Raw genomic sequence first — 19,996 nt, forward strand, 5'->3', positions numbered from 1 at the left:
GAAGGCCAGATCACGTGACCTCGGTGTACGGGGCGACCCCTCCGGCGATCCCGGACCCGTCGTCGAGCGGGGCCGGCTGGCCCGGCGCCGTGCCCAGGCCGCGCGGGCGTCCACTAGGACGAGTTCCCCGGCCCCTTGCGCCAGCGTCGCGCCTGGACGGGGTCCTGGCCCCTGCCGTGCAAAGCCTGCAGCAAGGGCTCCGGAACCTCGTCGGCGCGGTCCCTCTAGGGATCACATGGGCGTGCGCGAGCGGCGAGATGCGCACACGGTGCTCTCACGCGACGGTAGCCCGGTGGCGCGCTCGCGCTCTTGCTCGACTTGGTCTCCTCGTGGTCGCCGATGCGGAACGCGCGCTGGTTGGCGAAGAAGAGTCGACGAGCAAGCTCGTGGCGTGACTCGCCGCGGTTGAGCTGAAGATGAACTCGATCGCGAATGTCAGCCTCGTGCAGGCAGCGAAGAATCTAGTGCAGGCCGTCTTCACCACGCGGCCGAGCATGGTGAGGCCTTGGTGTCAGTTTCGTGATGGCGAGGCCTCACCATCGTGTCGTTCTCGAGCAGCCCGTCGAGATCGAGCGCGCGCTCCGCGTCGCGACGCCGGCGGCATGCTCGACACGGATCCATGCCGTCAGAATTTTGCCGAGAACAAAATTCTGTTGACAATTTATCGGGAGAATTGTAAGCTGGACTCCAATTACGTCTTAAGCTCTAAGCCCACAGCATTCGGCGCGAGCGATACCGGAGGAGGACAGGTCTTGTCCAAGACGCGAGCACTTCTGTTGTGTTTATCCACACTGATCCTCGGCGCCGCATTGGTGCTCGGTTTGGGCAAGATGGGTTTGACATCTGTCCCGTCAAAAGAGCAAATGCGCGCCTCTTCGGGCGAAACGGTAAAGCCGCGGCAATCCGCGCAGCGCTTCAACAACTCAGCGGAACGTCCGCGTCCGGTGCTCTCGGCACCGCTACCCACGACCACTCCGCCAGAGCCAGATAACGCGAAGGCCCTGGACGAGGACGAGGACGAGGACGAGGCGCACGCACGCGCCGACGCAGCGTTCAAGCGCATGCTCTGGGACTTCGAGAGGGCTCCCGAAGATTCCGACTGGGCGCCATCGGCCGCCAGCGCGTTACGCGAAAACCTAGGCACGCTCTCGTCGGCGCTGGGGTACGACGTGGAGTCGTTGGAGTGCAAATACAAGCGCTGTGTCGCGCGCGTTCGCTGGGAGAGCATCGAGACAGCTTTGCGCGAACACAACCGCATACCGCAGATGCGCTACGCACGAAATTGTGCCGTAGAAATCAGGGGCAATACCGAAGACGCCACCTCGTCAGGAATTCTGACTCACGTCGTGTTCTCTAACTGCAAGTAACAACCTCCATAATCAAATACAACAGGATCGCAGAATGAAATCCACGAATGTTCTTTTGGGACTTCTTGCCGTCGCGGGCGTTGCCGCCACCACAACCGATGCTCTGGCGCGAACTCTCCGGTTCTCTGGCTTTGAGTGCTATACTTACAGCAGCACCGATGTCTGGGCTGAGCCTCGCTTCCAATGCCCGGTTCCGAACTGGACGACCGACGGGCTAGAAGACTATACAGATGTGTACGTCGAGCTCACCATCGGCCACCCGTCGAATGACTTCATTCCGTCGGGAGGGAACTTTATGCCGGCCGCGAAGGCATGCGTCCACTACAGCAGTTCGACGACAGGCGCGTTCGGTTCGGGCTGCGGTATAGAAGCCAAGCTGGCCGCGAATCTCTCCCCCGGTGCTCGTACCATCCACCTCGAGCACGATCAGCTCGTTCCCGCCGACGACAACCTTTCGGTGTTCCGCCTCCATCAGTTCGGCTTTGCCTACCTGTCTATTTTCAGCGGTGGTCTCGATGCCGACACGCCCGATGATTTTCAAACCTACGGATACATCCCGCCAGCGCTTATCAGGGGCTACCGAGTCCTGTCAACCGAGTAATCGGCTTCTTCGGCACACTCGACGCCGGCGGTGCCCTCATCCGCGAGGTTGACGCCGTCACCCCGCATGGTGCGTCAATGGGCGCTTCTTCGTAGCGCACCTGATGTCCACCGACCAGCACCAGTAAGCCCAACCAACCCCACACGGCGCCGGCCTGCTCGTTTCGCGGGCGCCGCTCCCCGCCGACGGCGTGTAGGCCGAGCCGACATCCACCGGCCATGCGGTCCGCCTGACGCGCAGCGCCGGCCCGCGCCGTCGCGGGCGGCCTCGGGTCGGTCCTGTTCTCGCGCGAGGTCTGCCGGCGTCGCGGCCCTGGGACGCGAGCTCGTCGAGCGCGCCGGCGTCGCGCCACATGGCCCCGGCGTAAGCTTCCTGCCACAGGACGGTGCGCGCAACTCACTGCTCGCGAACGCCCATGTGATCCCCAGCGGGACCTACCACGTCCACCGCGCCGACGAGGTCCCAGCGCCCGTATGCGTTCGGCGACCTGCATGCTGTCCTGGGGCCCGAACGCTGCGTAGAACCCTGCGCCGGAGGTGTCGATGGACGAGAACAGAAGCACCTGGCGCGATCGAGTGACGCGCTGGCATAAGAGCGGGCACTCCGCCCGCGTGTTCGCGGAGCAGGAGGGGATCAACGCCGGGACGCTCTACTCCTGGAGCCGCCGACTCGGGATCTTCAGCGGCGCCCTGGGGCTGATCCACTTCCGACCTCTTTAGAGATCCACCGGCCCCACGCGGTGCTGGTCGCGAGCGGCGCGATCGTGATCCAGGTGCGACGAGGGGCAGGTCAGACCGCGGCGGGCTCGCCCCGGTGCGGGGCGCGTTCACCGGCACGCCCAGGCCGCTGGTCGGCGGGGTGCTCGCGGTAGCTCGGTCAGTGGATGACGAGGGGCAGGTCAGGTCGCGGCGCGCTCGCCCTTTTCGGCAGAGCGCTTGTCGGCCCGCTGCTCGGCGAGGCGCTGGCGGTAGCTGGGCCCGTCGATGTCGATGCGGATGGCGTGCATGGCGAGGCGGTCGAGGATGGCCATCGCGACGGTGGTGTCGCCGAGGTAGCGGCCCCAGTCGCTGAGGGAGATATTGGAGGTCACGGCGGTCGCGAGGCGGCCGTGGCGGCAGTCGATGAGGTTGAAGAGGGTATGAGCGGCCGTGGGCTCGTCGTCGCGCTTCTTGACCTGCCCGAGACCGACGTCATCGATGATGAGCAGCTCGGGACGCGCCCAGGCCTTCAGCCGCCTGCCGTAGGTGCCGTCGGCGAGGCCGGCGTGCAGGTCGTCGAGCAGATCGACGCAGCGGGCGTAGCGGACGGCGATCGCCTGCTCGCAGGCGCGCAGGCCGAAGGCCTTGAGCAGGTGGCTCTTGCCGGTGCCGCTCTTGCCGGTGATGACGAGATCGTCGCGCTTGCGTACGAAGTCGAGGCGCGCGAGCTCCAGGACGAGGGACTTGTCGAGCTCGGGCTGGAAGTTCCAGTCGAAGGCCTCCAGCGTCTTTCGCTCGCGCAAGCCGCTGCTGTCGAGGCGCCGAGCGATGCGCCCCTCGAGCTTGGAGCCGACCTCGGTGCCGAGGGCGTACTCGAGCAGGGCGGAGGGAGCAGGGCGCTCGTGCATGGCCCAGGTGAGCAGCTCATCGAGGTGATGGAGTGTATGGGTCAGTCCGAGGAAGGTGAGGTGATGACGGAGTCGCTCGATGACGGGGTCGCTGCCGGCGGGCGAGTCGTCGCGCCCGCCGCCGTTTCGTTTGGGCATGGGAGGGTCTCCTTGTCGCCGGCGCGCGAGGCGCCGGAAGGTAGAGCGATGCCGGGCAAGCGGTCGTACTCGGTGAGGTCGCGCGGCGCCGTGCGCACCTCGCCGAGCGCCTCGGCGATGCGGCGCACGGTGTGCTCGGCGACGTACTCATCGAGCGAGCGCGGGTTTGCCCGGGCGGCGAGGATGCGCTCGACGGCGCGGAAGTCGAGGGCGCCGAAGGCGGCAGCGTGGCCGAGCGCGGCGTCGAGGTCGGCGGTGGCATAGCGCTCGCGCAAGAGCAGGATCTGGCGCGCCTGATGGCCCCACAACCGAGGCGGCCCCGCGCTCATGAGGTGGAAGAAGCGCGCGGCGTGCTCGCCCATCCTGTCGAAGGCGACGCGGAGCATGTCGAGATCGACCGGGCTCTTGCGCTGTGGAGGCGGGTGCAGACCGGCCGGGTCGAGCTTGAGCCCTCGGCCGCGAGGGGCGAGCGGGTGGCGCGCGACGCAGCTCAGATCGGCGGCGTAGACGAACAGCTCCTGCTGGGTGACGCGCACGGGCAAGATGTCGGTGACGTGCTCGTAGGGCACGGCGTACTGGTTGCCGTCCCAGGCGACGAAGCCGTCGATGCTGCAGATGCGGTAGACGACGCGGGCGGTGTCATAGGGGTGGCGCGGCAGTGGCACGAGGTGCTCGCGCTCTTGAGCGAATCGGTCGAGCGGCGTGAGCCCATGATGGCGCCGTTGGTCGGCGATGGCGTCGAGCCATCGCGCGAGCTGAGCGCGCATGTCGTCGAAGCCGGTGAAGGAGCGGCCGTTGAGGAACGAGCGCTCGAGCTCCCAGAAGCCGCGCTCGACGCGCGGCTTGGCGTTGGGGTTGCCGCGCACGGCGGCCGGCCGGAATTCGTAGTGGGCGGCGAAGGCGAGGAAGCGAGGATTGTAGATGGGCTGCTGTCCTTCCCAGCGCAGGACGACGGATTTCTGGCTGTCGTACTTGCAGGCGCGCGCGCAGCCGTCGAAGCGCTGGAAGGCGCGCACGTGGCCGTCCATGAGCGCGTGGAGATCGGCCTGCCGGTACAGCTCGATGAACTTGCGCCGCGAGGAGACGAGGACGTAGGAGAAGGCCTGCACCATCTCTCGCCGGCCGTCGGAGAAGGTGATCTCGTAGGGAGACCAGTCGCTCTCGGCCATCTCGCCGGGGCCGTACTCTGGGGTCGCGAGGCTCGGTGCAGGGCGAGACGCCGGACGCAGGGCGCGAACGCGCTTCTTGACGGCGGTGTAGCCGCCGTCGAACCCTTCCTCGCGCAGCGTCTCGAACACGCGCTGCGCGGTGATGTCGGGGTAGAGAGCGAGCAACGCGAGGACACGCGCCTCGAACGCATCGACCTTGGCCGCGCGCGGCACGCGGGGCGGTCGCGGCGGCAAGGCCGTATGCGCGGCCTCGCGCGACGCTGCGTGGATGGCGAGCAGTCCCCTGACGGTGTTGCGGCTGATGCCGAGGGCGCGCGCGAGCGCACGGCGCGAGAGGCCTTGTCGTGCGAGCGTCACCAGCTGATGCACGAGCTCCTCGCGCGTATGCCATGCCGCGGTCATGCTGCGTCCTTTTCAGAAGGGGCCTTGTCGCCGCAGGCGCGGTCGATGGTGCGTTGCAAGGCGGTCAGGACTGGACTGAGCGCGACCAAGCCGTCGTGGATGAGCGCCGCGGCCTCGGGCCCCAAGGACCCGAGCGGCGTGGCGAGCAGCCGTGCCTCGAGCCGCGCCGCGGCTTGCCAGAGCGTGCGGACGTCGGCCGAGATCCAGTCCGCCTCGTTGCGCGCCGCCCGCGTCGGGCGCGCTGCTTTGCGTGGCCCGGGCAGGGCGCCCTCCATCCGGCGCGCGATCTGCTGCGCCCGCGCGGCGTCGTCGGCGCACTCGAGCAGCTCGGTCACCAGCAGCTCCGTCTGGCGCACGGTCAGCCCGCGACGAATCACCACACCCGCCGCGTCGTGCTGGTTGCCACGTGGCAACTGCCCGACGACCACGGCGGCCCGAGGGGAGATCAGACCCAAGCGGACATCGGCCTGCACGGCTGGGTCCAGGCCCTCGACCAGCAGCAAGCGGCGACAGACCCAGCTCTTGTGGCGGCCGAGGCGCTGCGCGATCGCCGGCTGCGACAGCCCATCTTCGCGATAGAGCGACCGGACGAGCCATCCTTCTTCCAGCTCGGTGAGCCCGCGTCGCTCGTGCAGTGCGACGAGGAGCACTTTGGCTCCGAGCGCGTCGACGTCAGAGACGCTGGCGCGGAGCGTCCTCCAGCCCAGCGTGCGCGCGGCATGCACACGCTTGAAGCCGTCGATGATCTGAAGCCGCCCGCCTTTCGCGAACACGCACAGCGGCGTCAGCTGACCGTAGCGCGCGAGCGACCGACGCATGGCCTCGAGGGCCGAGGCCTCGCACAGCCGCAGTGCGGAGAGGCGGTCGCCGAGCTCGGCGAGCTCGATGGGCTGCTCCTCGTCGTGGGGGAATTGCACGCCCGGACTCCACCACCGCCTGGCCACTCGAGGCGATGGTCATGCGTGACGCGCGCCAGATCTACGACGAATTCTCCTTTTCTATCCAGCGGTTGCGCGACCAAGCTGGCGCGTGACAGGCGCCGGGTCGTTGCCAGATGGCTGCATCAAACCCGGCAGTTTCCTGCGTAGATCGCGCATCAAGGTGGCGCGTGACAGCGACAGCGCGTGATCCACCAGACGGACGATTTCCTCCGGCAATTCCGCAGACTTAGCCGCCGAAGCTGGCGCGTGACATGTCGCCGCCTTGCGGAGCGCGCGGCTCGCTTGCTGCCGCTGTCGCTCCTCGGCCCGGTGCTCGACGACCTCGCAGCGTCTCCGCGCCCGCGCCAGCTTGCGATCCCGCGCTGCGCGGCACGTCGCGCCGCAGACCCGCTGCGTCGTCTGCGCCTTCGCCGACGGCGTGAACGTCCTTCGACACTCCGAGCATCGCCTGCGCGTTGCCATTCGCGCAGCGTCCCCGACGGGCGACGGTGGGCCGCCTTTCCGGACCGGCGGCGCCGCCGGGGGTGGATCACGATCGCGCCGCGCGGCAGGCGTCAGCAGGCGGCGCGGTGGATCATGATCGCGCCGTGGGGTGGATCACCGGGAGGGCGCCGCTAAAGTGCTCGGATTTTCCGTAGACGTAAGCGCCGGCGTAGAACGGGCTTTGCAATATAGCGATGACGTTGCGGTATGCCGGCGCCCTCCATTCTAGACGGCCCGGTCGCTTGGGGTCCTCGGGGCGCGGAAAGAGGATATGATCGCGGCACATCGTGAGCAGCACCTGCCGCGCACTGCCCAACCGAGAAAAGAGGCGGAATACCGTTCGGACAGCCTCCTGGACGCGGCGGTCCGGATCCAGGTCCAGTCCCGTCTCCTTCGACCAGACGTACCCGACCGGCACCGCGACGCGGAGCTCGCCTCGGCGTGCCTTCGAAACAGCTCCTTCGACCAAGCGCTGGCGCATCACCGTGAGCTCGAATTCGCTCATGGTACCCTTGAGCCCAAGCAGCAGCCGATCGTTGGGATGGCTCGGATCGTACACGCCCTCGGCGTCGATCACCCGGGACCCCACAAGGCCGCAAAGCTCGAGAAGGTGGTGCCAGTCGCGACCATTGCGGGCGAGGCGGGAAGCTTCCAAGCAGAAGATAGCTCCAACGCCTCCTTCGCATATCTGGGCCACCAAGGCCTGAAATCCGGGCCGCTCGGTCGTACCGCTGGCGGAACGACCGAGGTCCGTATCAATGGTGACTACATCGCGGAACCCATACGAACGGGCCAGCTCGGCGAGATCGTACTGCCGACGCAGGCTCTCTTGGTTGTCGTGCACCTGCACGCCTGTCGACTGCCGTACGTAGACCACGGCACGACGCTCTAACACGCTCTGCGGAAGGTCAACTGGCTTCATCGCTTACCTCCTGCACTTCGCGGCGCATGCTGGCAGCCGCGCTGAGGAGGATTTCTGCGAGAATTTCGACGCTCTCGACGGAAGCATCGGGCGGCAGGCATGGTCGCCGGCTCAACGTCGGCGGCGGCGTTCTTGTCGATGGCGGCAGCGGCGCTTGGCTCGGCTTCATGGTTCCCCTCTTGGTCATCGGTCGAACCATGGCCGGATGCTGCGGGAGCGCAGCGGAAACCGAGGTCGTCGAGCAGGGCACGGAGATTTATCAACGCTCGAACATTTGGCCGAGCGGCGCCGAAGCTCATCCGCGCGCAAGCGGCGCGGTCGAGCATCCAAGCAGGCAGGACCTCTCGCGTACCGTCACCCATCTCGCAGACGGCGACGAGTTCGCCTTGGCGGTGCTCACGGTAGGCCACCTGAACCCGCTCGCCATAGGCCGGGTGCCACCGGTAGTGCACCACGCAGCGCAGGTCGACATGGGCAGAATGATCGGGTCGTCGCCGTGGGCAGGAAGAACTGGATCTTCGTGGGCAGCAAGGACGGTGCCGAGTGGAACGCCACCATCGTGTCGCTCATCGCCTCCTGTGCGCTGCACGGCATCGAGCCCTGGGCCTACCTGCGCGACGTGCTGATCCTGCTGCCCACCTGGCCGCCTGAGCGGATCATCGAGCTCGCTCCCAAGTCCTGGAAGCAGACCCTCGAGAACGCCGACGCTCGGCAGCGGTTCGCGGCCAGTCCGTGGCCCCGGGCGCCGGCAGCGGCGCCCAGCTGATCGCTGCTCAGCGTCGCCGTCCGATGTCGCGGGCACGGACGCCGCTTTGCCGCCCGCCGGGCGCGCCGCTCGCCGGCTTTGGCGCGCTGGTGACGCCTCGTCGACGCTCGCGCGGTCGGCGCGTGGCATCCGGCGCCTCGTCGATGACTCGGCCTCGGCCGAGGCATCGGCGGCACGCGGCTTCGCCGCGGCGCGCCTGCGGGCGCCGTGCACGCGGGTGGCGACCTCGGCGTCGACCGCCGTTTCCTCCGCTCGCTGCTGGGTCCAGCCACCCTTCGTCGCAGGCTGCTTTTGCTCTCGCATCGCGCCGCGAATCTACGGCGACAGCGCGCACCACGCGAGGATGGGGTCTACAGGACGCATACCAGCGCCCTCGCTCACGGAACACCAGCAAGCAATCGCAGATCAACAGCAAGAGAGAGGTTCCAATGCATGACATCCTGAACGAGCTCGGCGAAGGCCCGAAGGCCAAGAACGCGAAGGCCAAGCTGAAGCGCATCGCCCCGAAGGTCCTCAAGAGGCGCCCGCCCATCAAGCTCGGCAAGCGCCCCGCGCCTCAATCCACCGTCGTGGACAGGGGCGTCGGTGCCGACATGGGCGCGATGGCCAACATGGCAGCGGTGGAGAACTCGCGGCCCAACCGCGCCTATTCGCTCATCGGGCAGGACCCCACGGCGGAGATCAACGCCGGCCAAACGGCCAGCTTCAATATCACGCTGCCCAACGATGCGTTCCTGGTCTACTGGGTCGCGACGGAGAAGGACTCCGAAAACTTCGTGATCAGTACGAGAAGCTCCGCCGGCTCCACGCGGCGCCGAAGCACAAGCTCGTCTCCCTCGAGGCCGCGCGCGCGAACCGGACGCGGATCGAATGGCGTGCCGAGGACGTGCCGGTGCCCGAGTTCACCGGCGCGCGCGTGCTCGAGGACTTCCCGCTCGCCGCGTTGCGCGAGTACATCGACTGGACGCCGTTCTTCCACACGTGGGAGCTGAAGGGCGTCTATCCGCGGATCCTGGAGCACGAGAAGTACGGCGAGCAAGCGCGCCAGCTCTTCTCCGAGGCGAACGCGCTGCTCGACACGATCATCGAGAAGAAGCTGCTCACAGCGCGCGGCGTCTATGGCTTCTTCCCCGCGAGCGCGGTGGGCGACGACGTGGAGGTGTACACGGACGGGACGCGCGCGAAGGTGCTCGAGCGGTTTCACTTCCTGCGCCAGCAGACGGCGAAGGAGGGCGGCGAGCCGAACCGGTCGCTCGCGGATTTCATCGCGCCCAGGGAGACCGGCCTCCGGGACCACATCGCCGGCTTCGCGGTCACCGCCGGGATCGGCCTGAAGGAGCTGTGCGAGCGGTTCAGGGCGGTGCACGACGATTACAACGCCATCATGGCCGAGGCGATCGCCGATCGCCTGGCCGAGGCGTTCGCCGAGTGCCTGCACAAGCGCGTGCGCGACGAGTGGGGCTATGGCCGGCAGGAGGACCTGACCAAGGCCGAGCTCATCGAGGAGAAATACCGCGGCATCCGGCCCGCGGCGGGCTACCCGGCGTGCCCGGATCACACGGAGAAAGGCACGCTCTGGCGGCTGCTCGACGTCGAGAAGAGCACCGGCATCCAGATCACCGAGTCGTTCGCGATGTGGCCCGGATCGAGCGTGAGCGGCCTGTACTTCGCGCACCCGGAGGCCCGGTACTTCAGCCTGGGAAAGATCGATCGCGACCAGGTGGTCGACTACCACGCGCGCAAGGGCATGACCGTCGCGGAGGTCGAGCGCTGGCTCGGCCCGAACCTCAACTACGACGCTTCAAACTAGCGCCTGAGTTCTCCCCTCGTTCGGCGCTGACGGCAGCGCCGCCGGTACGGCGGCGCGCCGGATCAGGCCTTGAGCTCGTCGAGCTCGCCGGCCTGGCCGAAGGAGCCGAAGTTCGTGATCGGCCCCCCGCCCTCCTCGGTGCAGCCGACCGCGTTCGCGAGCGTCGTGAGCAGCTTGTTGTGGGGCGCGTCCTTGTCCTGCACCGTATTGGACTGCCGCGTCACCTTGATGTACTGCCCCGTCTTGAAGTAGCCGCCGCAGCTCCCCGCGATGATGTACGGCAGGTCGCGGAAATCGTGGCGCAGGCCGTCGGAGAGCTCGTTCATGAACACGACGGCGCTGTTGTCGAGCACCGTCGCCCCGCCCTCCTCGTAGCCGGCGAGCCGGTCGAGCAGATAGACATACTCGCCCATGAACCAGCGATCGATGTTGAAGAGCATCTCCTCGTAGCCGTCGACGGCGCTCCCGGTGTCGTCGTCCCTCGTGTTCCCGTGCGAGAGCTTGTGGTGGTTGTACTCGTGGGCCATCCCATCCCACTTGAAGATGGGCCCCGCCGCGCCCGAGCCCCATTGCAGCGTCGCCGATCGCGTCGCGCCGGTCGCGATCGCCAGCGCGAGGATGTCCATCTGCATCCGCCCGACCTTCTTGAACTCCGCGTCGAACCCCACCGTGTCCGGGTCGATCCCCTCGATCTCCGCCGCCCGCTCCGGCGAGAGCTCGCGCGGGATGATCCCCGAGCCGCCCATGCCCACCTCGAGGTCGCGCACCGTCTGGAAGTGCATGTCGAGCTTGTCGCGATCGGCCTTGCTGAGCTTCTTCTTGAGCAGGGCCTCGTACTCGACCGAGACCAGGTCGAGCACGCTCTCGCGGCGCTTCGTGAGCCGCACGAGCGCCTCCTCTTCGAGGTCCGTCCCGCCGACCAGGTCCCGGTACGCGAGCCACGGGTTGTTCTCGCCGCTGACGGGCTGCTCGCTTCCGGTGTACGAGATGTGCCCGCGCACGTTCGGCGTCTTCGCCCCGACCATCAGCGTCAGCGCGGGCGTGCCCGGCGGGTTGATCTTGTTCGCGATGAACTGGTCGAGCGAGATCCCCGCCGCGTACTGGGTGCCCTGGACGAGCGGCTGCGCCGTGAGCTTGCAGCCCATCCCCTTCGCGTGATCGTCGCCCGCGCTCGGGTCGAACCCGTAGCCGCGCGGCACCATGTGGATGCCCCGCGGGATCAAGAGCTTGTCCCGGTACGCGGCGAGGGGCGCTATCGCCCGCGTCGCCCCGAAGGACGCGGCCGTCAGCGCGCCGTACTGCGTGCTCGGGAAGAACTTGGTCATGTTCACGCCGTTGCACATGAAGAAGGCGATGAACCGGCGCGGCGCGCTCGCGTCGGCCTTGGCGTCGCGCGGGCGCAGCGACTCGAGGAGCGGGAGGCCGAGCATCACCCCGCACGCGCCCCGCAAGAACGTTCTGCGATTCATTGGTCCACCTCTTCCACGGCCCGGTACCTGAACGTCTTCGTCTGCGTGAGCGCGACCAGCAGCTCCTTGATGTTGTACCCGGACGCGCCGAGCTTCTCGTCGAGCTCGGCGATCGTGCACGCGTCCTCCCGCGAGAGCTGGCGGGCATTGCCGTAACGGTACCAGTTCGTCAGATAACACCGCTGCGCGACGGGGCTCTCCGCGAGCTGCGTCGCGAAATCCACGGCGCCGTCGAAGCTGATCTCACCGTCCCCGACGGCGATCGTGCCTGTCGCGTCGATCGTCTCGCCGTCCTCGTCGGCGCGGTAGCGCCCGACCGCGTCGAAGTGCTCCAGCGCGAAGCCCGGCGGGTTGATCACGGCATGGCAGTCGTTGCACGCCTTCGGCGACGTGTGCACCTCCACCTGGTCGCGCGTCGTCTTGATCTCGCCCTGAATGGGCGGCAGCGTCGTGTTGATGTCCGCTGGCGGGTCGGGGAGGTCGGTGCACAGGATCTGGCGCTGGATGAACACGCCGCGGTGGATCGGCGAGCTCTTGTTGAAGAACGCGTGCGAGCTCAGGAAGCCGGCCTGCGTGAGGAGCCCTGCCCGCTCCGCCGGGTCGAGCGGCGTCTCCACGAGCTCGCTCGTGAACGACCCCTCCACGCCGTAGATCGGGGCGAGCCTGTCGTTCACGAAGCCGACGGGCGCCGTCATCAGCGTCCTGAAGTCGCCCTCCATCTCGAGGACGACGTGCCGGATGAACTGCCTCGTCTCGGCCGCCATGGCCGAGGACACGCTGGCGTCGAAGTCCTCGTAGAGCGCCGGATCCTTCGAGAGATCCGCGTAACGGCTCATGTGGAGCCACTGGGCGTGGAAGTCGTCCAGGGCGCTCGTGGCCCTGGGGTCGGCGAGCATGCGCCGCGCCTCGGCCTCGATGCCCTCGGGCGTGCCCAGCGCGCCGCCCTCCGCCGCTTCGAGGAGCGCGTCGTCGGGCAGGCTGTTCCAGAGCAGGTAGGAGAGCCGCGTCGCGACCTCGTAGGCGTCGAGCGGGATGATCCCCCCGCCGTCGAGCTCCTCGCTGAGCTCGATGCGGTAGAGGAAGTGCGGCGACTGGAGCATCGCCTCGATGACGTGGCGCACGCCCTGCTCGAACGGCGTGCCCGCGTCGAAGAGGCCGTTGCCACGGGCGTAGGCGGCGGCGTACGCCTCCTCCTGCTCCGCCGAGAGCGGCCTCCTGTAGACGCGCTTGCCGAGCTCGCGGATGAGCTGCCGGGCGCAGGCCGCGCCGTCGCCCTCCGGCGCGCACGGCACGATCTTGCCGAGCACGGCCTGGTCGACGACCGCGTCGGCCGCGATGGTCTCCGCGGCGCGGCGGTAATCGCGGGCGAGGCGATCGGAGACGAGGAGCCCCTTGGCGTTGTTGTTGAACCCCTCGAACGCCGGGTCCGCGAGGAACGCCGCCGAGGCCTTCATGTCCTTGCCGAAGAGGTCCCGGACGGTGTTGTCGTACTGCGCGTGCGTCAGCCGCGTCAGGCGCGGGGTCGGGCCTGGCGCGGTGACGCCGGGCTCGCACTGGGCGCCGGGGTCGGGACCTGGGCCGGTGCCGGTGCTGGTGCTGGTGCCGGGACCGTCGCCCGGATTCGATCCGCCGTCTCCAGACGATCCCGAGCACGCGGCCGCGCTGGAGAGCGCGATGGCCGCGAGCAGCATCCTCGGGGTGCTTCGATTCACGGGCAGCTCCTTCGTGAATGAGCTCGAAGAAAGAAGAATCTACGAGCGCTCCATGGAACAGGCTATCGGGGCCAGGAGCTCAGCGTCAATGCGAGGCGATGGTGGAGCGGTCGGTTCTTTCGGTCCCGTCGGTCCCGTCGGTCTCGTCGGTCTCGTCGATTCCGCCCGTTCCGCCGAATGCGCCGGAGCTGTTCACCGGAATCGGCGCAGCGCGGCGCTGACGCGCCGAGACGGGAAGGCGCCCAGGTGGGCGCAGGAAAGTGCCTTATCCACGATTCAGGAGACAGCGCCTGATCACGCACGCCAGGAGCGCTGGTCGTTCCTCGTCGTCCCGCGTCGTTCAAGGTGCCGGGGGCATCTGCGGCTGACACCTGCCCGACGAGCAGACCGCCGTCATCCCGCCCGGGAACACGGGCGCGCACGGAGGGCACGCGCCCATGCCGGCGGGACAGACCAGGGCATCGAGCTCCGCGCTCTGGTTGAGGGCGACGATGCCTGTCCCGTCGCACCCCTCGCAGCAGCCGAGGCCGTCGCGCAGGGCGCAGTCCGAGTCGACAGTGCACTCCGTCAGCGGCGACTCGCGCACGTCGAGGACGACGCAGCGCCCCGCCTCGCACGTGGCGGTGAAGTACTGGGTCGTGCGCTCCGCCTCGGTGACCTCCGGGCACGCGCCGCACGCGACGCCCCCGCACCCCTGGATGATCTCGTTGAGCTTCGTCCCGGCGCGGTTGATGGCCCTGAAGTTCTCGGCATTGGCCGTGTCACAGGCGCCGCAGCAGCCCCGCGACACGAGGATGCAATCGCTCGGCGCGTTGCAGACGCCTATGTCGGGCAGCTCGCCCCGACAGGCCTCCTCGCACGCGGCGAGGGAATCGAAGCGGTTCTCGTTGCCCTCGCAGCCGCCGTAGGTGAACTCCCTGCACGCGCCGGCGGCCGGGTCGTACCAGTATTTCGGGAACGCCGCCTCACACGGACCAGGATCCGCCGGGAGCAGGCACCGGACGGGCAATTGCCCGCCACCGCCACCGCCGCCGGTCTCCGCAGACGAACCGCCTCCGCCCGGGTCCCCGCCGCCCGAGCCTGCGGGATCCACCTTTCCGGAGCAGCCTGCGGCGAGCAGAAGGGAGCTAAGCAAGCCAAGACCCAGGGATAAGCGCCGAGGCATGCCGGGCGAGTTGCAACGGGCATGCCCTGGGCGTCCGGTCGATGCGCCCGCCGATCTCGGCCCGGATCGCGCGGGCGCTGGGCCTCGGTGTGCCAGACGGCGCGGCACACCATGACAGCGTCGTCGAGGGGACCGGTCCTGAGCTGCTCGCCGTCAGGGGTCGCGCGTCAGCCGGACATTGTAAAAAATGGCGCTCTCGATCGCGATGCTGCCGTTCGCCTCCTGTTGACCGAATTCAAGATCGAAGTCGACCCGCTCCTCCGCGAGCTCCGCGTCCACTGTGCACCCGGACTCGCGACAATGGCAAACCTCCTTGATGCACAGATCGATATAGGCACAGTCGACGGGCTGATCGGCCAGGAAGCAGCCGTCGCTGCCTTGCAGGTAGCCCTGGTCGGACTCGCAGAAGTAGGTGCGCTCGCCGCCGCCCGGGGTGACCACAAGGCGCGGCGTCTGGAGCTCGCACCAGCCCTTCCAGAGCTCTGTGGGGGCGATCGAGAAGCGCAGCCGGCTCTCGCTGAGCTGCGCGCCCAGTAGCGTGAAATCGAAGCCCTCGTAGGGCAGGCCGAGCGCGTAACTAACCTCTATCCCGGGGTTCGGGGGATAACCCACGTCCGGATCCGTGGGCGGGGGCATCGATGGCCCCGCCCCGAAGCGCACCGTCCCCTGGATCACCGAACCCTCCACCGTATCGATGTCGAGCTGCACCGCGTCCGATCCCGAACGGAACTTGAAGTTCTCGACGTATCCCTCCCAGTGCGCGACGAGCAGCGCGGCCGCGCCGGTTCCGCCGCCGGATTCCCCGCCGCCGGAGCTGGCCTCATCGCCGCCGATGGGCAGGTCTTGCGACTGACAGCCGATGTTCCCGAGCGAGGCAGCAGCGAAGAGCAACGCGAGCGCGACGCGAGTCGAATGATTCATGGTTCCTCCTGTCTCTTGCGGTCCATCGGTACATGGCCGGCGCGAGGAACATCCGTCTCTGTCAGTCGGTTTTTTTTCGGAACGCGCACGAAGCGCGGACTCGGCCCGCGTGCACCGAGCTCGGCGCTTCGCCGAGGAGCCGCTCGGCTTCCGCGCGCGCCTCCGGCGCCCGCCCTGCGGCGCAGAGGGCGAGCACGCGCGCGGCCATGCGCTCCTCGCGGAGCTGGCCCTTTGGAAACCGGGCGCCGAGGTCGTCGAGGCGATCGAGCGCGGCCGACGGATCGCCGTCCCGCACGGCGTCCTGCGCCTCGCGCAGCAGGGCCATCTCCGCGGCGAGCGTGCTCGGCCTGGCCGGCTGTCCGCCGCGCGGGCGCGCCGGCTCGCGTTCGCCGTCCCCTGTCGAGGACGCCCGCGCGGCGTCCTCCGCGCTGGGGTCCAGCGGCCGCGGCGGTGCCGGCGCGACCGCGCGGGCCTCGCGCGGGGGCGGGGGCGCCGCCGTCGGCGCCGGCGCGTCGACCGGAGCTGCTGCGGGCGGAGCCACCTCGGGCGGTGTCATCGCGGGCGGTGTCATCGCGGGCGGAGGTGCCGCGGGCGCGCTCGCCGGCGGCGCTGCGCTGGCCGGCGGAGGCGCGTCGACGGTCGCCCTGCCGGTGAAGAACCCGCCGGCGAAGGCGACGGCGCCGATCAGCGCGCCCGCCGCGAGCATCTTGCCCGAGAGCACGCCGCCGGCCGCGTTGCCCGCGAGGACGCCGCCGCCTGCCCCGCTGCCCGCGAGCGGCGACGGGGGCGAGGTGGGCGCCTCCCCGGACGGCTCCTGCGGCGCGCCGACCGCCAGCTTGCCCGCGAGCGCCGCGCGGAGCCGCGCCTTGTCGGACGGCGCGAGCCCGTCCGCTCGGGCCGCCCTCAGGAGCGCGCGCGCCTTGTCGCCCGGCTCGCTCATGGCCACCCGCCCCCGCGCCTCGCCAGCGCCAGCTCGAACTCGCGGCGCGCGGCGCGCAGCCGCGAGTAGACGGTGTTCAGCTTCAGATCGAGCGCCGCGGCGATCTCCGGCGCGCTCAGCTCCTCGATCTCCGCCATCACGAGCACCGCGCGCTTGTCGTCGTCGAGCTCCGCGAGGAGCGCGTCGACGAGCTTCAGCGCCTCGACCTGCTCGAGCCGCTCCGCCGGCCCCGGCCCGCGGTCCGCCACGCCGCCCGGCAGCTCCTCGAGCCCGCCCTTGCGCCGGACGAGGCGCCGGTGATCGCGCGCCACCCGGCAGAGGATCGCGAACAGCCACGCCTTCACGCTCGACCGCGGCTCGAGCTCGCCGAGCCGCCGGTGGACCACGACGAAGACGTCCTGGAAGGCGTCGTCCAGGCTCGCCTCGCTGACGCCGAGCCGGCGCAGGTTTCGCCAGACGAAGTCGGCGTGCTCGTCGTAGACCGCGTCGAAGTCGAGCGAGACGGGCGCGTCGTGGGTGCCGAAGTGCGGATCGAACACGGACCCCGCGAAGGGAAGCGCCGACGCGGGGGACGTCCTCGTCACGCGAAGTACATGGCCGGCGCCCTCTGAATCCGTCACGGAAATCGCACCTCGACCCCCAGCGAGGCGCGGAGCGTGGCGGCGGCGCTCCGGTGGACCGCGCCGATGCCCACGAGCACGAACCGATCGCGCGTCACCGGGAACGGAACGTCGAGCGTGAGCGGGACGCGGAGCCGGTCCGAGAGGGTGAAGGTCGCGAGCGCTCCGGGGTGCGGCGCGACCCAGAGCGCCCGGTTCGAGCCGGGCGACGCCGCGCCGAAGCTGTCCGCGCTCATGACGCCGACCTCGACGCCGGCGCAGGGTCCGAGCTCGACCGGGCGATAACGCATCGCGTAACACACGCGCAATCCGCCGGTGGTCAGCTGGACGTCGCCGCCCATCGTCGTCCGCTCGACGAACGCTTGCTGCGCGCCGAAGTAGGTGCCGGACAGCTCGACGCGGACGGCTCCGATCAGCATGCCCACCGCGATGCCGGCCCCCGGGGCGACCGCCGGGAGCGAGGCGGTGTCGAGGACGCCGGAGGCCCTGAGCGTGCCGCGCAGCTCGAGGGGGCGCGACGGGCCCTGCGCCGGGGCCGCGCTGGCCCCTGGCGGGGGCGAGGCCGCAGACGGCGCCTCGGCGGCGGTGGGCGCGTCCGGAGATGCGTCCGCCGCCGCCGAGGCGCCGGCGCCTGGATCCGCGCCGGCGCCTGGATCCTCGCCGGAGATGTCGCCTGGCGCCGCGCCGGTGTCCGGCTCCGCCGTCGGGGTGCCGCGGCTCGCTGCGTCCGGATCGATCGCGAGCGCGATGATCAGCGCCGCCGCGTCCGCGAGCTCCGCGCAGGTCTCGCCGTGGAGCTCGCGCGACCGTGTCGTCTCGCCGAGCGTCGTCGTGAGGCGGAGGTCCCACGACCCGCGCTCGTTCCGGGAGACCACCGCGCTCGCCTTCAGCGGCGGCTCGCCGTTCGCCTCGGATGACCGCCCGAGGCGCTGCTCGATCTCGGCCAGCACGCGCGATCGATCCGCACATTCCCCGGGCGCGATCCAGTTGAGCTCGACGCCGCCCGCGCTCGCCGCGGTGTCGGCGCGGGCATCCCCCGCCACCGCGGCGAGCGCGGCGAGCGCGAGCACGCCGAGCGCGGGCGCGGAGACGACGAGGGAATCCGCAGCAGCGAGGAGATCCCGCCGACAGGGATCGAGCAGGCGCATCACGTCCTACGGATGGAGCGGCGGCAGCTGCTCGCGGAAAAACGCGTTGTACTTGGGATCGTTGTACCGCTCGTACTCGATCGCGAACGGGGTCAGCTGGCTGACGCCGCCCTTGTACCGGATGGTGAGGGCCATCGGCGTGACCTCGCGGTAGTTGCTGGTCAGCGGCAGGTCGTCGTTGGTCTTCCCGCCCGCGGAGAACAGGGTCAGCAGCACCCCGTCGGGGTCGTCGTGCACGACGCGGAAGCCCTCCGGGACGCGCTCGTGGCCGCGGATCAGCGTGGTACAGCCGAGCTTCTGCATGAAGCTCTTGAACTGCCGCTTGCCGAAGGGGAAGCGCGCCGTGGACTTCTGGAGCTCCGCGGGGATCGCGTCGACCTCGCTGGGGTCGCTCCAGAGCATCTGGAACCGGATCTCCGGGTCGTTGAGCGAGGACACCGACGTCCACCGGGCGGCGATGGTCTCGTCGCGCGGGATCCCCGCGTGGACGAAGAGGATCCTGTCGAAGACCAGCATGTTGGGGAGCGCCTCGAAGAGGCGCATGTAGGCGGCGAACACCTCGTTCGGCGCGATGGCCGCGAGCGAGCTCATCGCCTCGGAGGGCCGCACCGGCGCGAGGACGCGCCCGTTCAGCTCGACGTAGTACTCGTGGTTGCCGCGCAGCACGAAGACGCTCTCGGGCGCGGCGAGGAAGAGCTGCATCACCGTGCGCAGGATGCCGTTGTAGCTGAACCTGCCGCGATCGATGTAGTCGCCGAGGAACACCAGCATCATCCGCGGGTGGTTCGCGGGGTCGTCGCGGTGGGCCTGCACCTTGGCGAAGAAGTCGGCCTGCATCAGCGCCCCCTTGAGGCACGAGTAGCAGCCGTGCAGATCGCCGATGACCAGGAGCTCGACGTCCTCGGCGGGGTCGGGCGAGGCGACGTAGACGTGGCCGTCGAGGAAGGGCGCCTGCCCGGCGAAGCCCGCGAAATCCGCCGCGCCGTCGAGCCGGCCCGCGCCGCGCGCGCGCTGCTCCTCGAGCTTCGCCTCGAACCTGCGCATCAGGTCCATGTCGACCTTGGCCTGCTCCGCGAACGTGGCTGCGTCGCTGGCGTAGTCCCACTCGAACGCCTTGAAGAACGGGTGATCGACCTCGCGCGCCTGCTTGCGCGTGGCCGGATCGATCACCACCGCGCCCTGCTCGATCGTCTCGATGTCGACGTCGTCGATCTCGATCGGGGACGCCGACAGGAGCGACGAGAGCTCGTCGCGGAACCGCTGCTCGTTCGGGTGGACGACGCCGTCGGCGAGCATGAGCTCGTCGACGGTCGCGAGCAGCGCCTTCCGGTTGTCGTCGTCGAAGCCGTCGAGGAGCTCGAAGCAGCGGAGCTTGATCTTGGAGAGGACGAAGTCCTTCGGGTCCTCTCCCTCGGCGACGCTCTCGGTGAAATGGCTCTGGATCTGGTGGTCGATCTCGGAGAAGACCTCGTGGAAGTGGCTGGTCCACCGGCCGACGACGTCCTGGCTCTCCTGGGCCTCGCCGGCGAGGGCGTCGCGCGCGCGCTGCCGGACGAGGTCGTGGATGTAGCCGCGGATGAAGGACTTCTCGGTCGGATCGAGCTCGCCGTCGATGTACCCGAACCCCGTGAGGTAGTAGATGATGGCGTGCATCTGCTGCTCTGCGACGCGCGGATCCGGGCTGAACGACATCATCAGACAGCTCTCCTCTTCGCGATGGTGCCCCAGGGTAGCGCAAGACGGGCGCGCGGCGGCGGCGAGCGCGCCTCACGGCCGCGCGGGCGAGCGCGCATCGCGGCCACGGCGGCGAGCCCAC

The 19,996-nt window shown here is 69.3% G+C and carries 17 protein-coding genes and 2 pseudogenes; 5 read left to right on the forward strand and 14 right to left on the reverse strand.

Features of this window, described 5'->3' with window-relative positions:
* Positions 1-224 precede the first annotated feature (224 nt).
* Positions 225-461 (reverse strand): Tn3 family transposase, encoded by a 237-nt coding sequence (locus WME95_RS42280; RefSeq protein WP_437911084.1) that lies wholly within the window; start codon positions 459-461, stop codon positions 225-227.
* Here WME95_RS42280 and WME95_RS42285 point away from each other — a divergent pair.
* The 3 genes from WME95_RS42285 (at position 417) to tnpA (ending at position 2,687) form a co-directional block, all read left to right on the forward strand.
* Positions 417-1,367 (forward strand): hypothetical protein, encoded by a 951-nt coding sequence (locus WME95_RS42285; RefSeq protein ID WP_437904930.1) that lies wholly within the window; start codon positions 417-419, stop codon positions 1,365-1,367. The two genes, WME95_RS42280 and WME95_RS42285, sit on opposite strands and share 45 nt — an antisense overlap.
* Positions 1,368-1,401: 34 nt before the next feature.
* Positions 1,402-1,968: a hypothetical protein gene (locus tag WME95_RS42290; RefSeq protein WP_437904931.1), complete on the forward strand. Its 567-nt coding sequence runs from the start codon at positions 1,402-1,404 to the stop codon at positions 1,966-1,968.
* Positions 1,969-2,510: 542 nt separating this feature from the next.
* The gene (gene tnpA / locus WME95_RS42295) at positions 2,511-2,687 is read left to right on the forward strand and encodes an IS66 family insertion sequence element accessory protein TnpA (protein WP_437904932.1); all 177 of its coding nucleotides are present in this window, start codon (positions 2,511-2,513) and stop codon (positions 2,685-2,687) included.
* A 179-nt stretch (positions 2,688-2,866) separates the two neighbouring features.
* On the opposite strand, the gene istB is transcribed toward tnpA, so the two are convergent.
* The 5 genes and pseudogenes from istB to WME95_RS42320 form a co-directional block, all read right to left on the reverse strand.
* A complete protein-coding gene (gene istB, locus WME95_RS42300) occupies positions 2,867-3,712 on the reverse strand; it encodes an IS21-like element helper ATPase IstB (protein ID WP_437904933.1) in 846 nt (281 codons plus the stop codon).
* Positions 3,616-5,283, reverse strand: coding sequence for an IS21 family transposase (gene istA / locus WME95_RS42305; RefSeq protein ID WP_437904934.1), 1,668 nt, complete (start codon positions 5,281-5,283; stop codon positions 3,616-3,618). Before istA ends, istB begins: the two co-directional genes overlap by 97 nt.
* A complete protein-coding gene (locus tag WME95_RS42310; RefSeq protein WP_437904935.1) occupies positions 5,280-6,200 on the reverse strand; it encodes a ParB/RepB/Spo0J family partition protein in 921 nt (306 codons plus the stop codon). Before WME95_RS42310 ends, istA begins: the two co-directional genes overlap by 4 nt.
* A gap of 646 nt (positions 6,201-6,846) precedes the next feature.
* Positions 6,847-7,629, reverse strand: a pseudogene (locus tag WME95_RS42315) (recombinase family protein); the annotation flags it as partial.
* Positions 7,616-7,816, reverse strand: coding sequence for a hypothetical protein (locus tag WME95_RS42320; protein ID WP_437904936.1), 201 nt, complete (start codon positions 7,814-7,816; stop codon positions 7,616-7,618). The pseudogene WME95_RS42315 and the gene WME95_RS42320, both read right to left, overlap by 14 nt.
* A gap of 309 nt (positions 7,817-8,125) precedes the next feature.
* On the opposite strand from WME95_RS42320, the gene WME95_RS42325 reads away from it, so the two are divergent.
* Both WME95_RS42325 and WME95_RS42330 read left to right on the forward strand, forming a co-directional pair.
* Positions 8,126-8,395 (forward strand): transposase domain-containing protein, encoded by a 270-nt coding sequence (locus tag WME95_RS42325; RefSeq protein ID WP_437904937.1) that lies wholly within the window; start codon positions 8,126-8,128, stop codon positions 8,393-8,395.
* Positions 8,396-9,113: 718 nt separating this feature from the next.
* A pseudogene (locus WME95_RS42330) lies at positions 9,114-10,205 on the forward strand (vitamin B12 dependent-methionine synthase activation domain-containing protein); the annotation flags it as partial.
* Between the two features lie 62 nt (positions 10,206-10,267).
* Here the strand turns inward: WME95_RS42330 and WME95_RS42335 are convergent.
* From WME95_RS42335 to WME95_RS42370, 8 genes are all read right to left on the reverse strand, one after another.
* Positions 10,268-11,674 (reverse strand): DUF1552 domain-containing protein, encoded by a 1,407-nt coding sequence (locus tag WME95_RS42335; protein ID WP_437904938.1) that lies wholly within the window; start codon positions 11,672-11,674, stop codon positions 10,268-10,270.
* Positions 11,671-13,386: a DUF1592 domain-containing protein gene (locus WME95_RS42340; RefSeq protein ID WP_437904939.1), complete on the reverse strand. Its 1,716-nt coding sequence runs from the start codon at positions 13,384-13,386 to the stop codon at positions 11,671-11,673. Before WME95_RS42340 ends, WME95_RS42335 begins: the two co-directional genes overlap by 4 nt.
* Before the next feature lie 340 nt (positions 13,387-13,726).
* A complete protein-coding gene (locus WME95_RS42345) occupies positions 13,727-14,521 on the reverse strand; it encodes a BPTI/Kunitz domain-containing protein (protein WP_437546149.1) in 795 nt (264 codons plus the stop codon).
* A 183-nt stretch (positions 14,522-14,704) separates the two neighbouring features.
* The gene (locus WME95_RS42350; protein WP_437904940.1) at positions 14,705-15,472 is read right to left on the reverse strand and encodes a hypothetical protein; all 768 of its coding nucleotides are present in this window, start codon (positions 15,470-15,472) and stop codon (positions 14,705-14,707) included.
* Positions 15,473-15,533: 61 nt separating this feature from the next.
* Positions 15,534-16,412 carry a hypothetical protein gene (locus WME95_RS42355; protein ID WP_437904941.1) on the reverse strand — a complete coding sequence of 293 codons (879 nt, stop codon included), beginning with the start codon at positions 16,410-16,412 and terminating at the stop codon, positions 15,534-15,536.
* Entirely contained in the window at positions 16,409-17,032 is a 624-nt protein-coding gene (locus WME95_RS42360; protein ID WP_437904942.1) for an RNA polymerase sigma factor, read from the reverse strand. The genes WME95_RS42355 and WME95_RS42360 overlap by 4 nt, the downstream gene beginning before the upstream one ends.
* Positions 17,029-18,180, reverse strand: a complete 1,152-nt coding sequence (locus tag WME95_RS42365; protein WP_437904943.1) for a hypothetical protein — start codon at positions 18,178-18,180, stop codon at positions 17,029-17,031. Before WME95_RS42365 ends, WME95_RS42360 begins: the two co-directional genes overlap by 4 nt.
* A 6-nt stretch (positions 18,181-18,186) precedes the next feature.
* Positions 18,187-19,875: a metallophosphoesterase family protein gene (locus WME95_RS42370; RefSeq protein WP_437904944.1), complete on the reverse strand. Its 1,689-nt coding sequence runs from the start codon at positions 19,873-19,875 to the stop codon at positions 18,187-18,189.
* Between the last annotated feature and the right edge of the window lie 121 nt (positions 19,876-19,996).

It is taken from the genome of Sorangium sp. So ce327, from assembly GCF_051530205.1.
In the GTDB taxonomy this organism is placed as follows: Bacteria; Myxococcota_A; Polyangia; order Polyangiales; family Polyangiaceae; genus Sorangium; species Sorangium cellulosum_B.

Excerpts from the sequence above, each read along its gene's own strand:
- WME95_RS42285 (WP_437904930.1), top strand. The coding sequence starts at position 417 with ATGAACTCGATCGCGAATGTCAGCCTCGTGCAGGCAGCGAAGAATCTA.
- WME95_RS42290 (WP_437904931.1), top strand. The coding sequence starts at position 1,402 with ATGAAATCCACGAATGTTCTTTTGGGACTTCTTGCCGTCGCGGGCGTT.
- tnpA (WP_437904932.1), top strand. The coding sequence starts at position 2,511 with ATGGACGAGAACAGAAGCACCTGGCGCGATCGAGTGACGCGCTGGCAT.
- istB (WP_437904933.1), bottom strand. The coding sequence starts at position 3,712 with ATGCCCAAACGAAACGGCGGCGGGCGCGACGACTCGCCCGCCGGCAGC.
- istA (WP_437904934.1), bottom strand. The coding sequence starts at position 5,283 with ATGACCGCGGCATGGCATACGCGCGAGGAGCTCGTGCATCAGCTGGTG.
- WME95_RS42320 (WP_437904936.1), bottom strand. The coding sequence starts at position 7,816 with ATGACCAAGAGGGGAACCATGAAGCCGAGCCAAGCGCCGCTGCCGCCA.
- WME95_RS42335 (WP_437904938.1), bottom strand. The coding sequence starts at position 11,674 with ATGAATCGCAGAACGTTCTTGCGGGGCGCGTGCGGGGTGATGCTCGGC.
- WME95_RS42350 (WP_437904940.1), bottom strand. The coding sequence starts at position 15,472 with ATGAATCATTCGACTCGCGTCGCGCTCGCGTTGCTCTTCGCTGCTGCC.
- WME95_RS42355 (WP_437904941.1), bottom strand. The coding sequence starts at position 16,412 with ATGAGCGAGCCGGGCGACAAGGCGCGCGCGCTCCTGAGGGCGGCCCGA.
- WME95_RS42365 (WP_437904943.1), bottom strand. The coding sequence starts at position 18,180 with ATGCGCCTGCTCGATCCCTGTCGGCGGGATCTCCTCGCTGCTGCGGAT.
- WME95_RS42370 (WP_437904944.1), bottom strand. The coding sequence starts at position 19,875 with ATGATGTCGTTCAGCCCGGATCCGCGCGTCGCAGAGCAGCAGATGCAC.